This is a genomic window from Xanthomonas dyei (assembly GCF_002939865.1).
GTDB lineage: Bacteria > Pseudomonadota > Gammaproteobacteria > Xanthomonadales > Xanthomonadaceae > Xanthomonas > Xanthomonas dyei.
Map to the genome: position 1 here is coordinate 64531 of NZ_MDEE01000005.1, position 22800 is coordinate 87330.

General features: G+C 62.9%; 22 protein-coding genes. 19 read left to right on the forward strand and 3 right to left on the reverse strand.

Going from position 1 to position 22800, the window contains the following annotated elements; genetic code table 11:
• The 11 genes from XdyCFBP7245_RS05730 (at position 1) to XdyCFBP7245_RS05780 (ending at position 12226) form a co-directional block, all read left to right on the forward strand.
• Positions 1-354, forward strand: a complete 354-nt coding sequence (locus XdyCFBP7245_RS05730; protein WP_104614787.1) for a hypothetical protein — start codon at positions 1-3, stop codon at positions 352-354.
• On the forward strand, positions 351-578 hold the full coding sequence (locus tag XdyCFBP7245_RS05735; protein ID WP_104614788.1) for a hypothetical protein: 228 nt from the start codon (positions 351-353) through the stop codon (positions 576-578). The genes XdyCFBP7245_RS05730 and XdyCFBP7245_RS05735 overlap by 4 nt, the downstream gene beginning before the upstream one ends.
• A 268-nt stretch (positions 579-846) precedes the next feature.
• Positions 847-2979 carry an ATP-dependent DNA helicase DinG gene (dinG, locus tag XdyCFBP7245_RS05740; RefSeq protein ID WP_104614789.1) on the forward strand — a complete coding sequence of 711 codons (2133 nt, stop codon included), beginning with the start codon at positions 847-849 and terminating at the stop codon, positions 2977-2979.
• Between the two features lie 145 nt (positions 2980-3124).
• Entirely contained in the window at positions 3125-4405 is a 1281-nt protein-coding gene (locus tag XdyCFBP7245_RS05745; RefSeq protein ID WP_244907771.1) for a beta-barrel domain-containing protein, read from the forward strand.
• A complete protein-coding gene (locus tag XdyCFBP7245_RS05750) occupies positions 4402-6588 on the forward strand; it encodes a peptidase domain-containing ABC transporter (RefSeq protein WP_104614790.1) in 2187 nt (728 codons plus the stop codon). Before XdyCFBP7245_RS05745 ends, XdyCFBP7245_RS05750 begins: the two co-directional genes overlap by 4 nt.
• Before the next feature lie 19 nt (positions 6589-6607).
• Entirely contained in the window at positions 6608-6775 is a 168-nt protein-coding gene (locus XdyCFBP7245_RS24135) for a hypothetical protein (RefSeq protein ID WP_017156254.1), read from the forward strand.
• Positions 6776-6795: 20 nt separating this feature from the next.
• A complete protein-coding gene (locus XdyCFBP7245_RS05755) occupies positions 6796-7929 on the forward strand; it encodes an ATP-grasp domain-containing protein (RefSeq protein WP_104614791.1) in 1134 nt (377 codons plus the stop codon).
• Positions 7926-8537, forward strand: a complete 612-nt coding sequence (locus XdyCFBP7245_RS05760) for a DUF6624 domain-containing protein (protein ID WP_104614861.1) — start codon at positions 7926-7928, stop codon at positions 8535-8537. Before XdyCFBP7245_RS05755 ends, XdyCFBP7245_RS05760 begins: the two co-directional genes overlap by 4 nt.
• 567 nt (positions 8538-9104) lie before the next feature.
• Positions 9105-10610: a catalase KatB gene (gene katB / locus XdyCFBP7245_RS05765; RefSeq protein WP_211287647.1), complete on the forward strand. Its 1506-nt coding sequence runs from the start codon at positions 9105-9107 to the stop codon at positions 10608-10610.
• A gap of 57 nt (positions 10611-10667) precedes the next feature.
• A complete protein-coding gene (locus XdyCFBP7245_RS05770) occupies positions 10668-11243 on the forward strand; it encodes an ankyrin repeat domain-containing protein (protein ID WP_104614793.1) in 576 nt (191 codons plus the stop codon).
• A 758-nt stretch (positions 11244-12001) separates the two neighbouring features.
• Entirely contained in the window at positions 12002-12226 is a 225-nt protein-coding gene (locus tag XdyCFBP7245_RS05780; protein WP_170068538.1) for a hypothetical protein, read from the forward strand.
• 27 nt (positions 12227-12253) lie between these two features.
• Here XdyCFBP7245_RS05780 and XdyCFBP7245_RS05785 read toward each other — a convergent pair whose 3' ends face one another.
• Positions 12254-12619: an NIPSNAP family protein gene (locus XdyCFBP7245_RS05785; protein ID WP_211287648.1), complete on the reverse strand. Its 366-nt coding sequence runs from the start codon at positions 12617-12619 to the stop codon at positions 12254-12256.
• A gap of 66 nt (positions 12620-12685) precedes the next feature.
• On the opposite strand from XdyCFBP7245_RS05785, the gene dusA reads away from it, so the two are divergent.
• From dusA to XdyCFBP7245_RS05815, 6 genes are all read left to right on the forward strand, one after another.
• Positions 12686-13690, forward strand: a complete 1005-nt coding sequence (gene dusA, locus XdyCFBP7245_RS05790) for a tRNA dihydrouridine(20/20a) synthase DusA (protein WP_104614795.1) — start codon at positions 12686-12688, stop codon at positions 13688-13690.
• 335 nt (positions 13691-14025) lie between these two features.
• Positions 14026-14328 carry a hypothetical protein gene (locus XdyCFBP7245_RS05795; RefSeq protein WP_104614863.1) on the forward strand — a complete coding sequence of 101 codons (303 nt, stop codon included), beginning with the start codon at positions 14026-14028 and terminating at the stop codon, positions 14326-14328.
• 71 nt (positions 14329-14399) lie between these two features.
• Entirely contained in the window at positions 14400-15083 is a 684-nt protein-coding gene (locus XdyCFBP7245_RS05800; protein WP_002808458.1) for a response regulator transcription factor, read from the forward strand.
• A gap of 75 nt (positions 15084-15158) precedes the next feature.
• The gene (locus XdyCFBP7245_RS05805; protein WP_211287651.1) at positions 15159-16529 is read left to right on the forward strand and encodes an ATP-binding protein; all 1371 of its coding nucleotides are present in this window, start codon (positions 15159-15161) and stop codon (positions 16527-16529) included.
• A 123-nt stretch (positions 16530-16652) separates the two neighbouring features.
• Positions 16653-18242 (forward strand): DUF1800 domain-containing protein, encoded by a 1590-nt coding sequence (locus tag XdyCFBP7245_RS05810; protein WP_386261304.1) that lies wholly within the window; start codon positions 16653-16655, stop codon positions 18240-18242.
• 66 nt (positions 18243-18308) lie between these two features.
• Positions 18309-19496 (forward strand): DUF1501 domain-containing protein, encoded by a 1188-nt coding sequence (locus XdyCFBP7245_RS05815; protein ID WP_104614864.1) that lies wholly within the window; start codon positions 18309-18311, stop codon positions 19494-19496.
• Positions 19497-19775: 279 nt separating this feature from the next.
• Here XdyCFBP7245_RS05815 and XdyCFBP7245_RS05820 read toward each other — a convergent pair whose 3' ends face one another.
• Positions 19776-20531 (reverse strand): M90 family metallopeptidase, encoded by a 756-nt coding sequence (locus XdyCFBP7245_RS05820; protein WP_104614798.1) that lies wholly within the window; start codon positions 20529-20531, stop codon positions 19776-19778.
• 8 nt (positions 20532-20539) lie between these two features.
• Positions 20540-20854, reverse strand: a complete 315-nt coding sequence (locus XdyCFBP7245_RS05825) for a hypothetical protein (RefSeq protein ID WP_104614799.1) — start codon at positions 20852-20854, stop codon at positions 20540-20542.
• Positions 20855-20929: 75 nt separating this feature from the next.
• Between XdyCFBP7245_RS05825 and birA the strand changes: the two genes are divergently transcribed.
• Both birA and XdyCFBP7245_RS05835 read left to right on the forward strand, forming a co-directional pair.
• The gene (gene birA / locus XdyCFBP7245_RS05830) at positions 20930-21910 is read left to right on the forward strand and encodes a bifunctional biotin--[acetyl-CoA-carboxylase] ligase/biotin operon repressor BirA (protein WP_342352082.1); all 981 of its coding nucleotides are present in this window, start codon (positions 20930-20932) and stop codon (positions 21908-21910) included.
• Positions 21907-22635: a type III pantothenate kinase gene (locus XdyCFBP7245_RS05835; RefSeq protein WP_104614800.1), complete on the forward strand. Its 729-nt coding sequence runs from the start codon at positions 21907-21909 to the stop codon at positions 22633-22635. The genes birA and XdyCFBP7245_RS05835 overlap by 4 nt, the downstream gene beginning before the upstream one ends.
• Positions 22636-22800: the final 165 nt, after the last annotated feature.

The following is a 22800-nucleotide window of genomic DNA, read 5'->3' on the forward strand; positions in this document are numbered from 1 at the left end:
ATGACCACCACCGACATCCTGCTCAGCCTGATCACCAGCCTGCTGTCGCGGGTGCCGATGCTGATCGCCTTGTTGCTGGGGCTGGTGCTGCTGTGGCGCGCCCCGCACGGGCCGCTGCGGCGTGCCGCGCTGGCCGGGCTGTGGCTGCTGCTGGGTTGTGTGCTGGCCGAAGTGGCCTTGCAGGCGATTCCGATGCTGTTGATGCAGCAGGGCAACGTGCGCCAGATCGGTCTGGTGATGGGCGTCGGCCGCTTCGTGCTGACCGCCGTGCAAGGCGTGGGCATCGGCGTGCTGGTGTGGACCCTGGCGCGCAGCCTGCAACGGTTGCCGCCTGCTGCCGGTCCGCGCGCATGATTCCGCTCAAGGCGTTGGCGCTCACCCTGGTCGGGCTGATCTGTGCAGGGCAGGGCGCTTGGACGTTGCTGCATCCGCAGGCGCTGGCCACCGTCAACCGGGCCGGCCTGCTGTACGAACGCTTCGGTCCGGCCGGTGTGGGCATCGGCATGCTGGCCGTGGGCGTGATGATGGCAGTGATCGGCCTGGTCTGGACGCGCTACGCCTGGCCGAAACGGGCTTGATCGCACTGTTCTGAACGTCTGGCGGTGCGTGGCGGTCGCCGGGCTTCAAGCGCGGCTCCGCAGCGCTGCGTGGCATTCGCAACGACCAGCATTGCTCGACAACCACAAGCGCAGCGAGCACGCAGGCGCCTAGCGCAGCATTCGCCTTCACCCGCCGACGCCCGCCACAAGCGCTGGTCCCGGGTGATCCAACGGCAGCCGACAAACAGGTTCAGCTGCCGCGCGTATCGGTCGCAGGCGCTGCGCCGGTCCGTGCGAAAATAGCGCGATGAGTGACCTTGTCCCACCGGCTGCGCCGTCCGCGCCCGTCCCCGCCCAGCGTGTGCTGACCGACCCGATCAAGGCCGGCATCCGCGACGCTTACGCCAAGCTGCAGGCCAATACGCCCGGCTTTGCCACCCGCCGCGCGCAGAGCCAGATGATCGGCCTGGTCTCGCGTGCGCTGGCCACCTCCGGCGGCATCGGCATCGCCGAGGCGCCCACCGGGGTGGGCAAGAGCCTGGGCTATCTCACCGCCGGCGTGCCGATCGCCTTGGCGACCAAGAAAAAACTGGTGATCAGCACTGGCACCGTGGCGCTGCAGTCGCAGCTGGTGGAGCGCGATATCCCGGCCTTCCTCAAGGCCACCGGTCTGGAAGCGACCGTGGCATTGGCCAAGGGCCGCACCCGCTATCTGTGCACGCGCAATGCCGCCGAGCTGGAAGGCGACACCAGCCAGAACGCCATGTTCGAAGACGAGCAGGCGCTCTACGATCGCCCGCTCAGCCCCGTCGATGCCGATCTGGCCAAACGGCTGGCCAAGGCCTACGCCGCGCGCACCTGGAACGGCGACCTGGACGATGCCCCCGAGCAGGTCTCGGTGCCGTTGCGCATGCGCATCACCACGCCCGCCTCCGGCTGTGCGGGGCGTCGCTGCAGTTATGCCGCGCAATGCCCGGTGCTCAAGGCACGCACCGATGTGCGCGAAGCGCAGATCGTGGTCACCAACCACGCCTTGCTGCTGTCCTCGCTGTCGCTGGGCGATGCCGAAAACGGCCAGCCGCTGATCGCGCCGCCATCGGACATGTTGCTGGTGCTCGACGAAGGCCATCACATCGCCGGCGTGGCCATCGACCAGGGCGCGGCCAATCTGCCGCTGGACGAGATGGCCAAGCGCACGGGCCGCATGCAGATTCTCATCGCCGCCGCGTACCGCGCGGTGGACAAGGACAAGATCGGCAACCTGCTGCCCAACGAAGCCATCGAGGTGGCCGCGCGGGTGTCCAAACTGCTCAAGGCCTTCCATGCCGACGTCGAGCGTGTGTGGAAGCCCGAGCCCGGCGAGCGCGACCCGTTGTGGCGTGCTGCCAACGGCAAGTTGCCGCCGCAGTGGGGCCCGGCCATCGAAGAGCTTGGCGAAGAAACCCGCGCGCTGTTCAACTGGGTGCATGCCGCGCACAGTGCGATCGCCAAGGGCAAGCAGGACGATGCCGCACGCGAACGGCTGCAACGCAACCTGGGCCTGGCGCTGGAAATGGCCGAGCAGCAGCACAATCTGTGGGGCGGCTGGCGGCGCGAAGACAAGGAAGGGCAGCCGCCGATGGCGCGCTGGATCACGCTGTCGCGCGACGGCGATCTGATCTGCCACTGCTCGCCGGTGTCGGCCGCGCAAGTGCTGCGCACGATGATCTGGAACGAAGTGGATTCGGTGGTGATGACCTCGGCCACGCTCACCGGCGGTGGCGATTTCCAATCCTTCGCCATCGACAACGGCCTGCCCGATCACGCCGAAATGGCCTCGCTGGCCTCGCCATTCGACCTGCCCAATCAGGCCGAACTGATCGTTCCCAATTTTCCGGTCACCCCGGACGACCGCGAAGGGCATCCCAAGGAAGTGGCCAAGTATCTGGTGCGCGAACTGGATTGGAACGCCAAGGGCAGCATCGTGCTGTTCACCTCGCGCTGGAAGATGGAGAAGGTCGCCGACCTGATGCCGCTGGCGCAGCGCAACCGTGTGCTGGTGCAGGGCGAAGGCAACAAGTCGCAATTGATCACCGAACACATGCGCCGCATCGCTGCTGGCGAAGGCTCGGTGTTGTTCGGTTTGAATTCCTTTGGCGAAGGCCTGGACCTGCCCGGCGATGCCTGCACCACGGTGGTCATCACCCAGGTGCCGTTCGCGGTGCCGACCGACCCGCAGACCTCGACCTTGAGCGAATGGCTGGAAAGTCGCGGCCACAACGCGTTCAACCTGATTGCGATTCCGCATGCGCTACGCACGCTCACCCAGTTTGCAGGGCGGCTGATCCGCAGCTCCAACGACCACGGCCGCGTGATCATTCTCGACTCGCGCCTGCTCACGCGTCGCTATGGCAAACGCATCATCGATGCCTTGCCGCCGTTCAAGCGGGTGATCGGCTAGTTGGGCTTGCCATGGATCTGTTCCACACATAGGTCGCCATAACGGCATGGCGTTATGCGACGCAGTGCGCTTTACCGCGTTTGTTTTGCTGATTAACTGAGCCTGAAGAAAATAGGCGTAGGTCGCAGCGAAGCAGGGAGTGCACATGCCAGGTGGGTTCTTCAGGGAAGAAGTCTTACGCGCCCGCCGCGATGCGTGGCTTGTACCAGTGCGTCTTCAGGCGCCGAAGTTCGGTTGGCCGTTGTTTGCTATTGCGCTAGTTCTTATTGCTGCCGTGTTTGGGCTGCTTTGCCTCGGAAGTTTTACGCGGCACGAAGCGGTCAACGGCGCGCTAGTACCGGACCGTGGTCTGCTGACCTTGACACCACTCAGTGCCGGCATCGTCTCCAACGCATTCGTTGCAGAGGGGGCGACGGTGCGGGCGGGCGAGCCGATAGTGGAAATTTCCGGAGAGCAGGACAGCACATCACTTGGTGACACCCAAGCATCGGTAATTTCGCAGCTGCAGATCAAGCGTGGTCGCCTGAATGCAGATCTGCAGGCCCAGAATCAGCTCTACGATGCCCAGCAGCGCGATCTGCGTCGCCGCGTAACCCTGCTTGAAGCGCAGATGGATAACACTGCCGACCAGATTCGCTTGCAACGCCAGCGCACAGAGAGTGCGCATCGACTCTACGAACAGTGGGTGAGCGCTGCAGAAAAGGGAATATTGACCAAGGTTCAATTGCTGCAGCAGCAAGACATTGCCATCCAGAATCAGGGGCAACTCAAAGAGTTGCAGAAACATGCGTTGGATCTGCGTGTTGAGCATTCTCAACTCCAGTCGCAGCTTGAACAAAACCCTGCAACCTTGGAAGCAAAGCGTAACGAGATCGCTAGGCAGATCGCAGATGTCGCCCAATCCCTCTCGGAAACCGAGGCGCGCCGCTCGGTGGTGTTGCGTGCGCCGACCGACGGAATCGTCACAAACCTGCTTGTGCACGTAGGGCAACCGGTCGGTGCGCAACAGCCTCTGATCACCTTGTTACCCAAGGGCATCAAGTTACGGGCTGAGCTGTGGGTGCCATCTAAGGCGATTGGATTCGTAGCACGCGGCGATCGCGTACTGCTGCGCTATCAAGCATTCCCTTATCAGAAGTTCGGCCGCCATGCAGGGCGCGTAGTTGAAGTCTCTCGTAGCGCGATCACCTCCAAGGAAGTGTCATCGCTGCTAGGGCAGCAGATCGATGATGCTCGCTATCGTGTGGTGGTCGAGCTGGAACATCAGCACATCGTGGCTAACGGAAGAAAGGAGTCGCTTCGTCCCGGCATGGTGCTTGACGCAGATATCCTGCTTGAGAAGCGTCGGTTGATCGAATGGATGTTTGAACCTGTCTACGAAATGACGGCGCGCCTCTCCGATGATTCGGCTGGGCAGCGCGGATGATCGACACCACGTCCGTTCACCAGCTGCTGTCGAATCGTGCGCATATCGTCCCGATCATGCAGACCGAGGCGGCCGAGTGTGGTCTTGCCTGCTTGGTCATGATTGCCCGCTATCACGGCGATAAAATCGATCTTGCGCAGGTTAGGCGGCGTTTCAACATCTCGCTCAGAGGTGTGCGCCTTGAGCGATTAGTACAGATCGGGCGCGCCATGGGGCTAGATGTCCGCGCTATGCGGGCCGAGCCTGGATATCTGAAAGAGCTTAGGCAACCCTGCATCCTGCACTGGGATATGTCGCATTTCGTCGTGCTGGAGCACGTCGTACGGGGCGTGGCACTGCTTCACGATCCTGCACGAGGGACGCTACGGTTGCCGATGACAGAGCTCGGCAAACATTTCACCGGCGTTTTGCTGGAATTGCAGCCTGGTGCGAGCTTCGAGCCTTCGGTCGAAACGCCAGCGTTGTCGTTGCGCGCGCTCACCGGACGCATTTTCGGACTCAAGCGCGGGTTGGTGCAGATATTCGGACTGGCATTGGCGATCGAAGCGCTGACGCTGCTGTTGCCCTTTCAGATGCAGTGGGTCATCGACCATGTGCTGGTTTCGGCAGACATGCCGCTGCTCAAGATACTGACCATCGCCTTTCTGTTGACCGTCGTCTTCCAGACGGTTCTCATGCTCGCGCGCAGCTGGGTGGTCAGCTGGCTTGGCGCATCGTTGAACACACAATGGATCACCAATCTGTTCGGCCACTTGCTGCGGCTTCCACTGGAGTATTTTGAAAAGCGGCATATGGGTGATGTGCTGTCGCGCTTTTCTTCGTTGAAGTCCATCCAGACGACGTTGACCGGCAGCTTCGTCGAGGCACTGCTCAACGGTCTGACCGGATGCCTGGCAGTGGCAGTCCTGCTGGCCTATAGCCCTGCACTCACGGGCTTGGTGCTGGCCGGCTTCGGCGTGTATCTCGGTTTGCGTCTGGCGTTCTATCGACTCCAGTTTGTGGTCAGCCGCGATCAGCTCACTTATGCCGCACGTCAGCAAAGCGAGCTGATGGAGTCGGTAAGGGGCATTCAAGCGATCAAGCTGGCCAACAAGCAGGGGCTGCGTCAAGGCAGATTGTTCGGTGCCACCGCGCAAAGTGTGCGCCTGGAAATGCAATCGCAACGCTTCGGCCTTGCATTCAACGCGCTCAATCAAGGTCTGTTTGGAACGCAGAGGGTGTTCCTGATTGCCATCGGCGGCTATCTGGCAATGACAGGGACGCTGTCTGCAGGCATGTTGGTCGCCTTCCTGGCCTTTGCAGATCTTTTTACCAGCAGGGCTGCGAGTCTGGTCGACAAGTTCATCGAGCTCAAGATGTTGCGCCTGCATGCCGAGCGGATCGCCGATATCGCCACAACTGCGCCAGAGCTAGACGAAATCTCAAGCTATAGCGGCCCGGAGCCGGTTCCCGAGATTCGCGTGAAAGGGCTGAGTTTTCGTTATTCTGACGACGATCCCTGGGTCATACGCAATCTTGACCTGCACATCGAAGCGGGTGAGTCGGTCGCTATCGTGGGCCCGAGCGGATGCGGCAAGTCGACATTCGCCAAGTTGTTGCTGGGCCTGATCGAGCCGACTGAGGGCACCATCGAGGTCGGTGGCGTCGATATCCGCAAGTTTGGGCTAGAGAATTACCGGGCAATGGTCTCTGCAGTCATGCAGGACGATCAGCTGTTTGCGGGATCGCTGGCCGATAACATCGCTTTCTTCGATCCTGAATCGAATATCGAGCGGATCGCCAGTGCCGCGCAGTTGGCAGCGATCCACGACGATATCGCGCGGATGCCCATGGGATACGAATCGCTCGTCGGCGACATGGGCTCGATTCTGTCGGGGGGGCAACGTCAGCGCGTCATCCTGGCACGTGCCCTGTATCGCCAACCAAAGATTCTGGTGCTGGACGAAGCAACCAGTCATCTGGATTCCACCAGGGACCAGGTCGTCAACGCTCATATCAAAGCGATGAAAATGACCAGGATCATCATCGCGCATCGCCAGGAAACGATCGCCTCTGCCGATCGCAGGATATCGCTTGTTGCCGAGTCGGGTGACAAGCCGGGCAGCCGTCATGGTGCCGACAGACTTGATGCCGGTCACGGCATCGAGAAGTGCGTCGGCAATCTCGCCGACGAACTACCCTGAAGCAGCCAAGGAGTAAGGAATGGAAAACTTTGAACTCATGGAAAACTCACGTCCCGTCGCCCAGCGCTTCGCACGTGAAATGACTCAGGAAGAAGTCAGTGCTGTGTCCTGCGGTGGTGCTGGCGATACGTTGATCATCATCATTGTCGAGGCTGTCGACACTGAGACCATCGTTATCGTCGGCTAAGCGTCCCCCGGCATGGCGGCATGAAAATGTCGCCATGCTTCGGTTGCACTATGGGATACATTGCGCCTATGCAAAACGATCTTAGGACGGTTTTGATCGTCGCTCCTCATCGCGATACGCACGCATTCACGATCGCGGCGATGATTGCGGCATCCGGGCATACGGTAAGCTTGTTGGATACGAGCCAATGGCCGTGTGGCCTCGAGGGTTCTTTGCTCTACGGGCAAAGCGGCGCGAGCGTGGTCCGAGAAGGCTCACCGGTTGCTTACGATGCGGCATGGAGCCGCCGTTTAATGTTCAACAAAACAGCGCCCGCACATGTTCACAATCAGGACATCAAGTTCATCAAGACAGAGGGGCTACTGTTCGATCTGGGAGCGGTCGCACTGCTTGGCGGCGGACATGGCGTCCAGCGCTGGGTCAACGCACCGCTCGCGGCACTTGCCGCAGATCAGAAGCCGTTACAGCTCGCCGCTGCTGTTGCCAGTGGCCTGGTGGTACCTGAGACCTTGATCAGCCGTTGTCCCGCCGACATTCATGCATTTCGTCAGCGACATACGAACGGCGTGGTCGTCAAGCCATTCAATGTCGGCGCGTGGGCAGACGGCGATAACTATAGCGTCTCCTACGCCACACGCATTTCTCACAAAGAGCCGTTGGCGGACGCCGATTTGCGCGCATGTCCAACGACCTATCAGCAGGTCGTCGACCATCAGGCCGATTTACGTATCGTCTGCATGGGCGGCGAGTATGCCTGTATGCAGATGCGTCACTCCCTGGAGGGTGAGATCGACTATCGTGCTATTCGGCACAAGACGACCATGCGCTATGACTGGGTGCCCTTGTTTCCTGGGCTTCAGGCCAAGCTTGATGCACTGAGGTCGGTGCTGAGTGTCGATTTTTTCTGCGCAGATTTCGTCGTGCCTGTCGGCGGCGGCGAGCCGGTGTTTCTTGAACTCAACCCGGGTGGGCAGTTTCTCTATCTGGACGAGAAAGCCCAGGGAATGGAGATCGCGAGTAAATTTTGCTCACTTTTGGTCTATGGTCGCATCGACAGATTCATGGAATTTCCACGCCTACCCCAATCGCCCGCGGTGAGCGATGGCCGGGCAAGGGCAAGATGTTCCTCAGAATCGGGAGCTGCGTGCTTATGAGAATGTTGTTGCTGGGGGTGCTGTTGCTGTGGCAAACGGCGACGCCCGGGCAGGCGTTTGCGAAAGACAGAGAGGAGCGACCGGCGAGGCATCAACCCATGAATGCGTCCTACCGTCAGCAATTGCTGGCACTTGCTGATGCCGACCAGAAGATCCGTGGAGACATTCGTGGTGCGGTCACAGCGCAGCAGTTGCAGGCCAATCAGGGGGCAGCAAAGGAAATGGCCATGCGCTTGGTTGCATCGCAGCGGGAAAACCAGGCCGCCCTGTCCCGCCTGATCGATCAATTTGGCTTTCCCGACATTGCCTCTGTCGGTGAGGATGGCGCGCATGCTGGATTTTTGATCGCGCAGCATTCGACCGATCGAGCATTTCGCGATGACTTTCTTCAAAAAATGCAGGCAGCGGCGGAACGTGGCGCCTACAGCGCCCCGGACCTCGCCTTATTCATCGATCGTAATCTCATCATGTCGGGTAAGCCGCAGCGCTATGGTACGCAACGTAAGGCCGACGGCAGCTTGTTCGAGTTAGAGAATCCTGCCGACTTAAAAAAGCGACGAGCAGAGGCAGGGCTGCCTGAGGAAGAGGGCAGCGCTGGCGGGCTCTGATCCGAATACGATGTGGGCCACTCACCAGCGCGCAGGTCTTGCGTCTGCTTATGGGTTGAAGCGTGAAGGATGAGCTCAGCGTCGATCCGTGTTCTCGACTTGCGGTTGCCGCTTGAGCGCGCGCGTGCCACCGAGCAAGGCGCGACCCGAAGAGTGTGATGCCCAATCGGCCTGCACACGATGTCGACCCATCTGCGATCTGGTGATCGTGCAGGCCGGCAGTATCTAACCGGGCGCTTGCGTGTATCGGTGCAATGGATGATGGGCGCTCACTTTGGTTGCTGTGGCGCGCATAACAAGGACCGCATGATCGCCGCGCTGCAGCAACGGCATCCTCGCTAGCCCAAGCGTGAGGTCATTACGATGCTATTGCTCACCGAATATCGCAGGTTGGTGCGCTGATTTAAGACTCGCGGCCAATGTTTAACGCGATGCATATCACGTAACGTAGTCATCATCATGTTCGCCTATCGCTGCGATCATAACTAACGACTTCTCACACTTCGGCCCGCTCGCCATGCTTCAGGTCCTTCAACACGAGCTGACGCCATGCGCCCTGGATCCCTCATGGTGCTAGCCCTGCTAGCCCCCACGCTGATCGCTCCGCCGGTCTTCGCCCAATCTGTACTGACCCGCGACAACGGCGCCAAGGTCGGCGACAACCAGAATTCGCAGACCGCCGGTGCCACCGGCCCGACCTTGCTGCAGGATGTGCAGCTGATTCAGAAGCTACAGCGCTTCGATCGCGAGCGCATTCCCGAGCGCGTCGTGCATGCGCGCGGTACCGGCGTCAAAGGCGAGTTTACCGCCACTGCCGATCTGTCCAACCTGACCAAGGCCAAGGTGTTCAGCGCTGGCGAAAAGACCCCGGTGTTCGTGCGCTTCTCGTCGGTCGTGCATGGCAATCACTCGCCCGAAACGCTGCGCGACCCGCATGGGTTTGCCACCAAGTTCTATACCAGCGAAGGCAACTGGGATCTGGTCGGCAACAACTTTCCCACCTTCTTCATTCGCGATGCGATCAAGTTCCCCGACATGGTCCACGCGTTCAAGCCGGACCCGCGCACCAATCTGGACGACGACTCGCGCCGCTTCGATTTCTTCTCGCACGTGCCCGAAAGCACCCGCACGCTGACCCTGTTGTATTCCAACGAAGGCACACCGGCCGGCTATCGCTTCATGGATGGCAACGGCGTGCACGCCTACAAGCTGGTCAATGCGCAAGGCGAAGTGCACTACGTCAAGTTCCATTGGAAGACGCTGCAGGGCATCAAGAATCTCGATCCCAAGCAGGTTGCCGCCGTCCAGTCCAAGGACTACAGCCACCTGACCAACGATCTGGTCGGTGCGATCAAGAAGGGCGATTACCCGAAGTGGGACCTGTATGTGCAGGTACTCAAGCCGGAAGACCTGGCCAAGTTCGATTTCGACCCGCTCGATGCCACCAAGATCTGGCCGGATGTGCCGGAGCAGAAGGTCGGCCAGATGGTGTTGAACAAGAATGTCGACAACTTCTTCCAGGAGACCGAGCAGGTCGCGATGGCGCCGGCCAATTTGGTGCCGGGTATCGAACCGTCTGAAGACCGCCTGTTGCAGGGCCGTATCTTCTCCTACGCCGACACCCAGTTGTATCGCATCGGTGCCAATGGCCTGAGCCTGCCGGTCAACCGTCCACGCGTGGCCGTCAACAACGGCAATCAGGATGGCCAGGGCAACATCGGTCAGACCAGCAGCGGCGTGAACTACGAGCCGAGCCGCCTGGAGCCGCGTCCGCAGGACACCGCCGCACGCTATAGCGAACTGCCGCTGTCGGGCACCACCCAGCAGGCCAAGATCACCCGCGAGCAGAACTTCAAGCAGGCCGGCGAGTTGTACCGTTCCTACAGCAAAAAGGATCGTGCCGATCTGGTGCAGAGCTTTGGCGAATCGCTGTCCAACACCGACACCGAGAGCAAGCACCTGGTGCTGTCGTTCCTGTACAAGGCCGACCCGGAGTACGGCACCGGTGTGACCCGCGTTGCCAAGGGCGACCTGGCTCGCGTCAAGCAGCTTGCTTCCAGCCTGCAGGACTGATCCCTCCGACGGCATCGCGGCCACGCTGCGGTGCCGTCCCCGTCTTGGGAGAGCGATATGCGCACTCTGCTGTTTGTCGTGCTGAGCGCCCTATGCGCGCCAGCCATTGCTGCCTCGCCGTCTGCCACCCCCGCAGCGACCACCTCATCCACGTCCAGCCCCGAGCAGGTCAAGCTGCAGCTGCGTGAGTACTTCTTCGATGCCGCGCGCGAAGGCCGTCAGGACATGCTGGCCGAGTTCATTCGCTCGCATTACGACCTCAATACCCGCGACGAGAAGGGCTATACCGCGCTGATCCTGGCCGCCTACCACGGCCAACGCCCGGCGGTAGAACAGTTGCTCAGTGCCGGCGCCGACCCCTGCGCGCAGGACAAGCGCGGCAACACTGCGCTGATGGGTGCGATTTTCAAGGGCGAGCTGGGCATCGCCAAGCGCCTGATGCAGGCCGATTGCGCCCCCGACCAACGCAACAACGCCGGCCAGACCGCGGCGATGTACGCAGCGCTGTTCCAGCGAACAGACGTGCTCAAGGACCTGGCCGCCAAGGGCGCAGACCTCAGCCTCAAGGACGGGCAGGGCAACGATGTGACGAAGTTGCAGCGCGGCGAATTCGCCACCGCCCCGGCACGCTGAGTACGTCAGCTGCGCGACCGGCATGTCTTGCATGCTTCGCCAGTTGCGCGTGTGCTCAAGCTGTTTTTGAGAGTGTGTGAAACGTCGGGCGCGGACCATCGTCCGCAGCAACACTCGCCAGCCGGACCTTTGTCATCACCTGCGCTGACGCTTTGAGCGGCATCCATCTCGGCACGCGCATGCCCCCAACACGACCATCGGGCGGCCCTGCCGCGTAGCGCTTAGACAGGCGCAGCCGATGTGCGGATTCGGTATCGATCGCGCAGACGTTGCGGTATCTCCATCGCGTCTGCATCCACCCGATCCCGGAGCGCCGACGCGCACGGATGGCTCCCCATGGCACTGCGACGGTGTCTTACCGTCCCGGCAAGCGCGCGGACGGACAGGCCTTTGACTGGGCTGGCGCCCGCAGCTGTTAGTAGCGCGGCACGATGATCCCGGTTTGTTCCGCACGCAGCATTAGGGCAACGACCGCACACGTTCGTGACGTAAGCGGCGTCAATTCGGCCTCGCCAAACCGTGATGCCCATCGCGTCGGTTTTCCGCCGCGGCTGCGCTGGACGTCTGGCGGTGGTGATGATTTTCCGCCATCTCGTCAGGAGATTTCTGACGTCGAAACCCTGGTGCGCCAGGGCTTTGACATAAAACTGAGTGCGCGCTGACTTGCTTAAAATTGGTTCGGAAAAAGCGCAGAAAACAGTTCAAGAACGCGCCGGGAACGCCGATGCTGAAGCTATCGCACCTTGGAACCCCCGGCCATGAAGCTCGACCCTTCCATCCCTTTTCTGATGTCCCTGCTCGCCATGGTGCTGTGCACCGCCACTGCGGTCGTCGCGCTGGTGTTCGGCCAGGTGCACGTATTGGCCACCTCGTGGAGCTTCTACGCGGTGATGGGTACTGCCCTGATCACTCTGGCTGCTTCGTACCACGCCCTCGGCAAGCCGCTGAGCGCCGAAGAGCGTGTGGGCTTCCGCAACCCGTAATCGCCCTACGTCCGGCATTGCACGGCTTTACGCCAGCACCGGACCAAAGCAACTGCGCTCGTCATTGACGACGCATCGCGTTCGCTCCGCATCGGCGAACGCCAACAGACACGCCGCAATCTCTCGCGATGCCACCCGATGCCGATCGTATTGGGCGAGCGAGGGAAACGAAAACATCGCCAATGCGATGTTGTTCGCCCCTTCCGATGCCAGAAGATAGCCGTGATGCTGGCCGCCGAAGCGCGCCGCCAGCGGGATCCACAACCGCGTGTCGTGTTCGAATTCGACCAGTTGGTAAGTCTCGATCACCTGGCGCAGCCAACAAGCGATCAGACAGTGAGCCCGGCAGTCGAAGGTGCCGCAACGTGCTATACCGCACTGCCGCAGATTCATCGACGCCCGTGTAATCTGTTGATCCTGCTTCGCATTCCAATGTCCGCTCGCCGCGGCCAACCGTCGATGACCGCTTCCGCCGATCGCTACGCCGCCTCCTTGCGCCTGTCCGTCGCCCCGATGATGGATTGGACCGACCGGCATTGCCGGGTGTTCCATCGCCTGCTGGCGCCGTCCGCACGCCTGTATACCGAGATGGTGCATGCCAACGCGGTGATCCATGGCGATCGCACGCGGCTGATCGGTTTCGATCCGGTCGAGCATCCGCTGGCGCTGCAACTTGGCGGCAGCGATCCGGCCCTGCTCGCGCAGGCGGCCGGCATTGCGCAGGAATGGGGCTATGACGAAATCAACCTTAACTGCGGCTGCCCGTCAGACCGCGTGCAGGCGGGGCGCTTCGGCGCCTGCCTGATGCGCGAACCGGCGCTGGTGGCCGAGTGCGTCGCCGCCATGTGCGCGGCCACCGACCTGCCGATCACGGTCAAATGCCGTCTGGGCGTGGACGACGATGACGACTACGCGGTGTTCGCCCGTTTTGTCGATCAAATCGTCGCCGCCGGCGCGGCGATGGTGGTGGTGCACGCCCGCAATGCGTGGCTCAAGGGCCTGTCGCCGAAGGAAAACCGCGAAGTGCCGCCGCTGCGCTACGACTGGGCGTATCGCCTCAAGCAGGAGCGTCCCGGCGTGCCGGTGGTGCTCAATGGCGGTATTGCCGCCGTCGACACTGCGCTGGCGCACCTGCAACAGATCGACGGCGTGATGCTCGGTCGCGCCGCGTACCACGACCCGTATGTCCTGCATCAGCTCGATGCCGCATTGACCCGGCGCCCCGAACAGTCGCGCGAGGCGTTGCTGCGTGCACTGCGCCCCTATGTGGAGTCCCAGTTGGAACAGGGCCTGGCCCTGAAGCACATCACCCGGCACGTGCTGGGCCTGTTTCACGGGCAGCCGGGCGGGCGGGCGTTTCGGCAGGTTTTGAGCGAAGGTGCACACCGTCCGGGCGCTGGCTGGGAGCTGGTGGAGCAGGCGTTGCAGCGGACCGACAGCCGGCCGTGGCGCATCGTCGCCTGACTGGCCCGGCACTTGCATCAGCTGAACAGGCAGGCCGGGTCCTTTCTTGATTGTGGTTTGGAGCCCGGCACCGAGCGGGAAAGCCTTGCTGGCAGGGCGTCTACTCTCCTGGCGGCATTCATTTGGCTGAATGGCGTTGACACGAAGCTAAAAAGTTCAGATCGGATTCACCCCCCAAAATCAAGAATTTGGCTCAATTTCCGTCGCCCGGCCGTTTGTGATGCATCGCCGGTTTCACGAATTTTGAATGTTCCTGAACAACCCGCTAGGATCCAGTTGTGACCGACTCGCTCAGCCGCGCCCGCTATGCCGTCCTGGTCGCCCTCTTGGGTGCCGTGGCCGCGCCGTCGGCGTGGAGCCAGGGGTACCCGATGGCGCAGGGTGGTCGCGAGGGCATGCCGGCATCGGCACGCGGCAACAGCCGCACCTTGTCGGACACCATTCGCCACGTGCAGCGGTCTACCGGTGGACAAATTCTGGGTGCCGAGCGTGTGCCGTTCGATGGCGGCAACCTCAATCGGGTCAAGTACATGAAAGATGGGCGCGTCCACACGGTGTACGAGCCGGAGCAGACGCAGGCCGCACCCCCGCGCAGCTCTCCGCCTCCCGACGCGCCACCACGCGACGATAACCACTGAACGTAGATAGTTTGGCGTTCAGTCTCATAAATTCCCCGGCCTTGGGCCGATAACGTTACTAGGGAGAGTGCATGCGTATTCTTTTGGTCGAAGACGAAGCTCCGCTGCGCGAGACCCTTGCCGCGCGTCTGAAGCGTGAAGGCTTTGCTGTCGACGCTGCACAGGACGGCGAAGAAGGCCTGTACATGGGCCGCGAAGTGCCGTTCGACGTCGGCATAATCGATCTGGGCCTGCCCAAGATGTCGGGCATGGAGCTGATCAAGGCGCTGCGCGACGAAGGCAAGAAATTCCCGGTACTGATCCTGACCGCGCGTTCGAGCTGGCAGGACAAGGTCGAAGGCCTCAAGCAGGGCGCCGACGATTATCTGGTCAAGCCGTTCCACGTCGAAGAGCTGCTGGCTCGCGTCAACGCGCTGCTGCGCCGTGCCGCAGGCTGGAGCAAGCCGACGCTGGAATGCGGCCCCGTGGCCTTGGATCTGGCGGCGCAGACGGTGAGCGTCAACGGCGCCAATGTCGACTTGACCAGTTACGAATACAAGGTGCTCGAGTACCTGATGATGCATGCCGGCGAACTGGTTTCCAAGGCCGACCTCACCGAACATATCTATCAGCAGGACTTTGATCGCGACTCCAACGTGCTGGAAGTGTTCATCGGTCGCCTGCGCAAGAAGCTCGACCCGGATGGTGAGTTGAAGCCGATCGAGACCGTGCGTGGTCGCGGCTATCGCTTCGCCATTCCGCGCACCGAAGGCTGAGTCCGCGCGTCGGCAAGCAGGAAGACTTAGGTGCCGATGCGCTCCAAATGGTACAAACGCTGGCGCCCGCGCTCGTTGCAGGCGCGCCAGCTGCTGGCCGCCAGCCTCAGCTTGGTGGCCTTCCTGGCCTTGGCCGGTTACGCGCTGGATGTCGCCTTTGCCGACACTGCCGAAAAGAACCTGCGTGAGCGGCTGAAGAACTACGCCTCGGCTTACGCCGCCAATATCGACTTTGTCCGCGACGGCTCGATCTATATCGGCGGGCAGCCGCCCGATCCGCGCTTCGACGTGCCTGGTGGCGGCTTGTATGTGGAGGTCGTGCGTCCCGACGAAAGCTGGACTTCGATGTCGGCCGAAGGCCCGAACATTCCGCATGGCCGCATGCTGGAGCCGCGCCAGGAAGAATTCATCGGCCCGCTGGAGATGACCCAGATCGATGGCAGCCTGGGCCAGTTGTATCGCTATGGCTTGGGCGTCAGTTACGTCGAACGCGAGCACGGCGGTGAGATCCCTTACACCATCTATGTGATGGAAGACGCGCGCTCGATGGGCGCGCAACTGCGTGTTTTCCGTGGCGCGGTGTGGTTTTACCTCGGCAGTGCCGGCGTGGTGCTGCTGGTGCTGCAGGCGTTCATCCTGCAATGGAGCCTGCGCCCGCTGCGGCGCGTGATCAACGAGCTGACCAAGGTGCAGCGCGGCGAGATCCAGCGCATGAGCGAGCAGCATCCACGCGAGCTGGAGCCGCTGACCGACAGCATCAACGCCTTCATCGAGAGCGAGCGCGACAACCTGGAGCGCCAACGCAATACGCTGGCCGATCTGGCGCACAGCCTGAAGACGCCGATCGCGGTGCTGCGCACGCAGCTCGACAGCGGCGCCTCCGAGCACGATCTGCATAAAGAGATGGACGTGCAGCTGCGGCGCATGAACGATCTGGTGTCGTATCAGCTGGCGCGCGCGGCCTCCAGCGGCCACAAACTGTTTGCAGCGCCATTGCAGATCGAGCCGTCCGCCGAAGAAATCGTGCGCGGTCTGGAGAAGGTGTATTCGATCAAGGGCGTGCTGTGCGAGTTCGATATTTCGCCGGATGCGCGTTTTCATGGCGAGCCGGGCGATTTGCAGGAACTGCTTGGCAATCTGCTGGAAAACGGCTTCAAGTGGGCGCGCAGCCGGGTGCTGCTGACCGCACAGCCCGGCCCGACCACCGGTAGCCGGCGCGCCGGCCTGATCCTTTCGGTCGAAGACGACGGCCCTGGCATTGCGCCGGAAGATGTCGCCAAGATTCTGCAGCGTGGCGTGCGTGGCGATGAGCGCGTGCAGGGGCACGGTATCGGCATGTCGATCGTGCAGGATCTGATCAAGGCCTATCGCGGTGAGTTGCAAGTGGTGCGCTCGCAGGAACTGGGCGGCGCCCGCTTCGATGTGACCCTGCCTCCGGGGTTGTGACGCGCCCACGTGTCCGGATGAACCCGTGGGCAATGGCCTGCACTGCTCCGACAACCGTTTAACGCCTCGAGCGTTTGCTTGACCATACTGGTCAGGTCGCAGGCACCTGCGATGGAGAGCCGCATGATCGAGCGCGTTGCACAAGTCTCCTGCGCGGAAACGCGCCCTTTGCCACGGCGATGGCTGCACACTTGGGGCTGTGCGTTGCTGCTTGCCGGCTGCGCGTTCGCCGCGGTCGGCCATGCTGCCGAAACGCCGTTGACGCCAACCCAGACGCGCTGGCTACAACGTGCCACCTATGGTGTGGATGCCGATGGCGCCGCGCAGTTACAACGGCTTGGCCCCAAGCGCTATGGCGCGCTGCTGCTCCAGCCCAGTGACGACGCTGTGTTACCGGCACCGATTCGCGCGCAGCTGCAAGGCTTCGATGCACTGCACACCCCGCTGGACACCTTGCTGACCCGCTACGAGGCCGACAAGATCCGGCTGCAAGCCATGCCTGATGGCGATGAAAAAGTCGCCTTGCGCAAGGATTGGCAGGCACGCGGCGGTCAGATGATTAATCAAGCGCGTCAGGCGCAATTACTGCGTGCGGTGTACGCACCGGACCAGCTGCGCGAGCAGCTGGTGTGGTTCTGGCTCAATCACTTCAGCGTGTATGCCGACAAAGGCCGCGTGAAGTGGATGGCCGCCGATTACATGGAAAACGCGATCCGTCCCAATGCCACCGGCAAGTTTGCCGATCTGGTGATGGCCACGCTGCAAAGCCCGGCGATGCTCGAATATCTGGACAACGCCAAGAATGCCAAGGGCAAGGTCAACGAGAACTACGCGCGCGAACTGATGGAACTGCACACCCTGGGCGTGCATGGCGGCTACACCCAGCAGGATGTGCAGCAGCTGGCATTGATCCTCACCGGCGCGGGCCTGGTGCCGATCAAGGCCGATGGTGCGCCGCCGGTGCCGATGACCGTGCCTGGTCAGCCACAGGTGGTGCGCAAGGGTCTGTTCGAATTCAACCCGGCGCGTCATCAGCCCGGCGACAAGATGCTGCTGGGTCAGCGGATTGCCGGCGGTGGACTGGATGAAATCGAACGTGCGGTGCGGCTGTTGGTGCGCCAGCCGGCGTGTGCGCGCTTCGTCTCGCAGCGCATGGCCGAGTACTTCGTCAGCGACACGCCGCCGCCGGCACTGGTCGCGCGCATGGCCAGCACCTTCCAGCGCAGCGATGGCGATATCGGCAAGGTCATGCAGACCATGGTGAATTCTGCGGAATTTGCGCAGGCGCAACCGCGCAAGTTCAAGGACCCCAATCGCTTCGTGGTCTCGGCGATGCGGCTGGCCTACGAAGACCAGCCCGTGATCAATGCCGGCCCGATGGCCAGTTGGGCGCAGCAACTGGGCGAGCCGCTGTTCGGGCGCATCACACCCGACGGATGGCCGCTGCAATCGCAGGCCTGGACCAGCTCCGGGCAACTGGCGCGCAGGTTCGAGGTGGCGCGCGCGCTGGGCAGCGGCCCCAAACAATTGTTCCGGCGCGATGGCGACAACGACACGCCGATTCCGCCGCTGACGCGCATCGACACGCGCGCGGCATATCGCTGGATCGCGCCGTCGCTGGCGACAAGTACGCAGCAGGCGCTGGAGCAGGCGCGCTCGCCGGCGGAATGGAACGGGTTTTTGTTGGCGTCGCCGGACTTCAACTACCGCTGATTCATACCGCTGATTCACCGACGCTGATCACCGAGTGCGATGCAGGCATCGCCGTGGGAGTACACCATGCAACGACGTCAATTTTTGCTTGCTTCTGCCGCCGCCGCCACAAGTCTGCCGTGGGCCGGTCGCCTGTTTGCCGCGCCACGCGATAGCGCGCGCCTGCTGGTAGTGTTCTTGCGCGGCGGCTACGACAGCAACAATCTGTTGGTGCCGCATGGCAGCGATTTTTATTACCAGTCGCGGCCCACGCTGGCGATTGCGCGGCCGGATCCGGCCAATCCGGACAGCGCCATCGCGCTGGACGCGCACTGGGGGCTCAACCCGGTGATGCGCGATGCGTTGCTGCCGTTGTGGCAACGCAATCAACTGGCGTTCGTGCCATTTGCCGGCACTGATGATGTGTCGCGTAGCCACTTCGAAACCCAGGACGATATCGAATCCGGGCAAGCCGGTAAGCACCGCGACTATCGTTCCGGGTTCATGGCGCGGCTGTCGGCTGTCCTCAGTGGCGTGCCGGCGATTGCCTTCACCGATTCGTTGCCGCTGACCTTTCAAGGCGGCGGCGATCTGCCCAACGTCTCGCTGCGGGGCATCGGCAAGGGCGGGCTGGATGCGCGTCAGTCGCAGATCCTGTCGCAGATGTACGACGCCACGCCACTGGCGACGGCGGCGCGCGAAGGACTTGCGTTGCGCCAGCAGGTCACCGCGCAGTTGCGCGAAGAGATGGAGCAGGCCGGCCGCGGCGCTGCCAGCGCGCGCACCTTTGCCGATGAAACCCGACGCATGGCGAGCTTGATGCGCGAGCGGTATCGGCTGGGATTTGTGGATGTTGGCGGTTGGGACACGCATGCCAATCAGGGCAGTGTGACGGGCGGACTGGCCAATAACCTGCGCAATCTCGGCGAAGGGCTGGCCGCCTATGCCGATGCCTTGGGCCCGGCCTGGGACGATACGGTGGTGGTGGTGATTTCCGAGTTCGGCCGCACTTTCCGCGAGAACGGCAGCAAGGGGACCGATCACGGGCATGGCACCACGTACTGGGTGTTGGGAGGTGGCGTGCGCGGCGGCCGGATTGCCGGCGGGCAGGTTGCGGTGGATCAGGCGCACCTGTTGCAGAACCGCGATTATCCGGTGCTCAGCAACTACCGCAGCGTGTTCGGTGGCGTGTTGCAGCGCTTGTGGGGCTTGTCGCCCGCGCAGCTGGAACGCGTGTTTCCAGGCGCGACACCGCGTGATCTTGGATTGGTGTAAGCGCGATCGATGACATCGCGCCATTGAACGCTGCGCAGTGTCTGCCATTGCTCATCTTCGCGCTGAGTCTTTTTGTCTTGCCCAATGTGTACGTAACGACCACTCGCCAGGTGTGACCAAGGGCTTGCAGCGCAGCGCTAACGCTCTAGCTCAGTGCGCACATCCAAAGACGATCAGGTTCACGCGACACGCGCAATCGACTTGACGCAAACAGCACTCGCGCCGTCAAACATCCACATACCTGCACGCAAACCAACGCGCAACGCTTGCGCGGCGCAATCAACCGTGGCCATCCGATGCAAACGGCGAAGGCCCATACACGCTGACCAGATGCGCGGCGACCTCCGGCATCACGCGTTGCAGCACCTGCGGCGCCGAGAAGTGATATTCGCTGACCACTGCGAAGAATTCTTCCGGCGCTTCGGCTGCGTACGGGTCGATCTCGGTATCGTGGCCGGCGTCCACCCGTTGGCAGAACGCATCGAATGCGTGCTGAAAATCGCGTGCCCAGCGGCGTTGCCGATCGCGCGGCAGTGGCGGGGTGCCGTCGAGCGCGCCGTCCAGTGCATCGAGCTTGTGCGCCATCTCGTGCACGATCACGTTGAAGCCGGCCTGCGGGTCGTCCAGATCGGCTTGCACATCGGCCCAGCTGACGATCAACGGACCTTGTTCCCAGGCCTCGCCGATCAAGGTGTCGTCCCAGGCATGCATCACCCCGGCCGCATCCAGATGGGTGCGCTGCACACGGAAGGCGTCCGGATAGACAATCAGCTGCGACCAGCCGCGCCACCCGGCTGCGCCGATTTCCAGCAACGGCAGGCAGCAGGTGGCGGCCAGCAACACGTGGTCGTGCGGCTGCAGCTGCAATCCATCGACCGGCGAAATGGTTTTTTGATGCAGAAACTGCGCGGTCAGCGCCCGCAGACGTTGCTGGCGCCGCGCATCGAGCGCGGCAACCCAGGCGCAGCGGTCACACACCGGTTGCCAAAGCGCATCAGGAATCTCGAGCGGCGGCCGGCGTAGCCAGCGCGTCAACCACTGGATCAGCGGAACATGCCCGGCAGAAAACTGTGCCAGCGCGGCATCATGCGCATGCGTGGGAACAACCCATCGCCATCGCTGCCACCACCGCCGGTTGCCGGTGCAGGCTTGTGTTGCGGCGCGCGTGCCGGTGTTGCCGGTTCGCCATTGGGCGTTCTGCCGCGTGCGGCCGAGTTGGTGCTGACGCAGCTCTCATGATCGCCATCGACCAACTGGTCCGATGCCAGGGCGGCAAGCGGAGCCAACAAGAACAGCAGGCAAACCGTGAGTCGGCGCATCGTCCACATCCAGGGCAAGCGGCGTGAGTCGTCGATCATAACGCGGTTTTCACTCCCTCACGCAAGCCGCGCTGGGCGGCCGCGAAGGCTTGGCGCATACTTTCACGGATAGATTTGGGAACCGTTGCCGTGGATGACCGCGCGTTGCTGGCCAAACTTGCGAGCGGCCGGCTGTCCGGCGATGCGTTGGCGCGCGATGCCGGGTTGACCCGTGCCGCCGTGTGGAAGCGCATCCAGAATTTGCGCGCTGCCGGTGTCGATATCGACGGACGGGCAGGCGATGGCTACCGCCTGGCCGCGCCGCTGGACCTGCTGGATGCCACGCGGATCCGTGTGGCCATGGCGACCGACGCGGCAGCGGGCCTGGCCGCGCTGGAAGTGGCCTGGACGCTGGAATCCACCAACACCACGCTGCTGGCGCGCCCGGCGCCCGAACACGGCGTGTCTGTGTTGCTGGCCGAGCGCCAGACCGGCGGGCGCGGTCGACGCGGCCGCCAGTGGACCTCGCCGCTGGCCGCACACATCTATCTGTCCGCATCGCGCCGTTTCAGCGGCGGGCTGGGCCAGCTGGCCGGGCTGAGCCTGGCGGTAGGCGTGGCAGTGGCCGAAGCCCTGCGCGGGTGGGGGTTTGCCGATGTCGGTCTGAAGTGGCCGAACGACCTGCTGGCGCGCGAGCGCAAGCTGGGCGGTCTGCTGATCGAAGGCGGCGGCGAGATGGCCGGCAATGCGCGTGCGGTGATCGGGCTGGGCTTGAACGTACACATGCCGCCGGCCGCCGCTGCCACGATCGACCAACCGTGGGTGGATCTGGATACCCTGGCCGGGCGCGCGGTGTCGCGCGACAGCGTGGCGGCAGCGGTGCTGTCCAGCCTGCTGCCGGCATTGGATCTGTTCGAAGCGCAGGGGTTGGCGCCGTTTCTGGAGCGTTATGCGGCGCTGGATGTGCTGAGTGGGCGCACCGTGCAGGTTGAAGAAGGCGGCACCCTGCATCGTGGGGTGGCGCTTGGCCTGGCCGCCGATGGTGCATTGCGCGTGCAACTGGGCGAAACGGTGCGCCTGTTCCACTCCGGAGAAGTCAGCGTGAGACCTGCATGAGCGAGTGGTTGTTCGACCTGGGAAATTCGCGCTTCAAGTACGCCCCGCTGCACGGCCACCGCGCCGGCGACGTGCAGGCCTGGGCGCACGGTGCCGAGGCGATGGATGCGGCGGCGTTATCGGCGTTGCCGTCCGGGCGCATTGCGCACGTGGCCAGCGTGGCGGCGCCCGCATTGACGCAGCGGATGATCGCTTGCCTGCAGGAGCGTTTCGCGCAGGTGCGCATCGTGCGGACCGCAGCCGAATGCGCCGGCATCCGCATTGCCTATGCCGACCCGAGCCGCTTCGGGGTGGATCGGTTTCTGGCCTTGCTGGGCGCGCGTGGCGACGCACCGGTGCTGGTGGCCGGGGTGGGCACCGCGCTGACCATCGATGTGCTCGGTGCCGATGGGCAGCATCACGGCGGGCGGATCGCCGCCTCGCCCACCACCATGCGCGAAGCGCTGCATGCGCGTGCGGTGCAGTTGCCGGCCAGCGGTGGCGACTATGTCGAACTGGCCAACGACACCGACGATGCCCTGACCTCCGGCTGCGATGGCGCGGCGGTGGCGCTGATCGAGCGCAGCCTGCACCACGCACAACGCAGCCTGGGCCTGCCGGTACGGCTGCTGATGCATGGCGGCGGCGCGCCACCGCTGCTGCCGTTGTTGCCCGATGCCAGCTTTCGCGCGGCCTTGGTGCTGGATGGACTGGCAACCTGGGCGATGCATTCGTCCTCGCCGTAGAGCGCCTTGTGCGGGTCGGCTGAGAGGCATGGGGCCACCAGTGGTCCGAGTGGATGCACTGTGGCGCCGGCTTGACTGGCTGCCTAGGTTCTCCGCAGCAGGGTGCTGGCACACCGGCGACGTAGCCCCTGGCAGCGCTGCTGGGGGCACGCGTTGCCGCCGGCC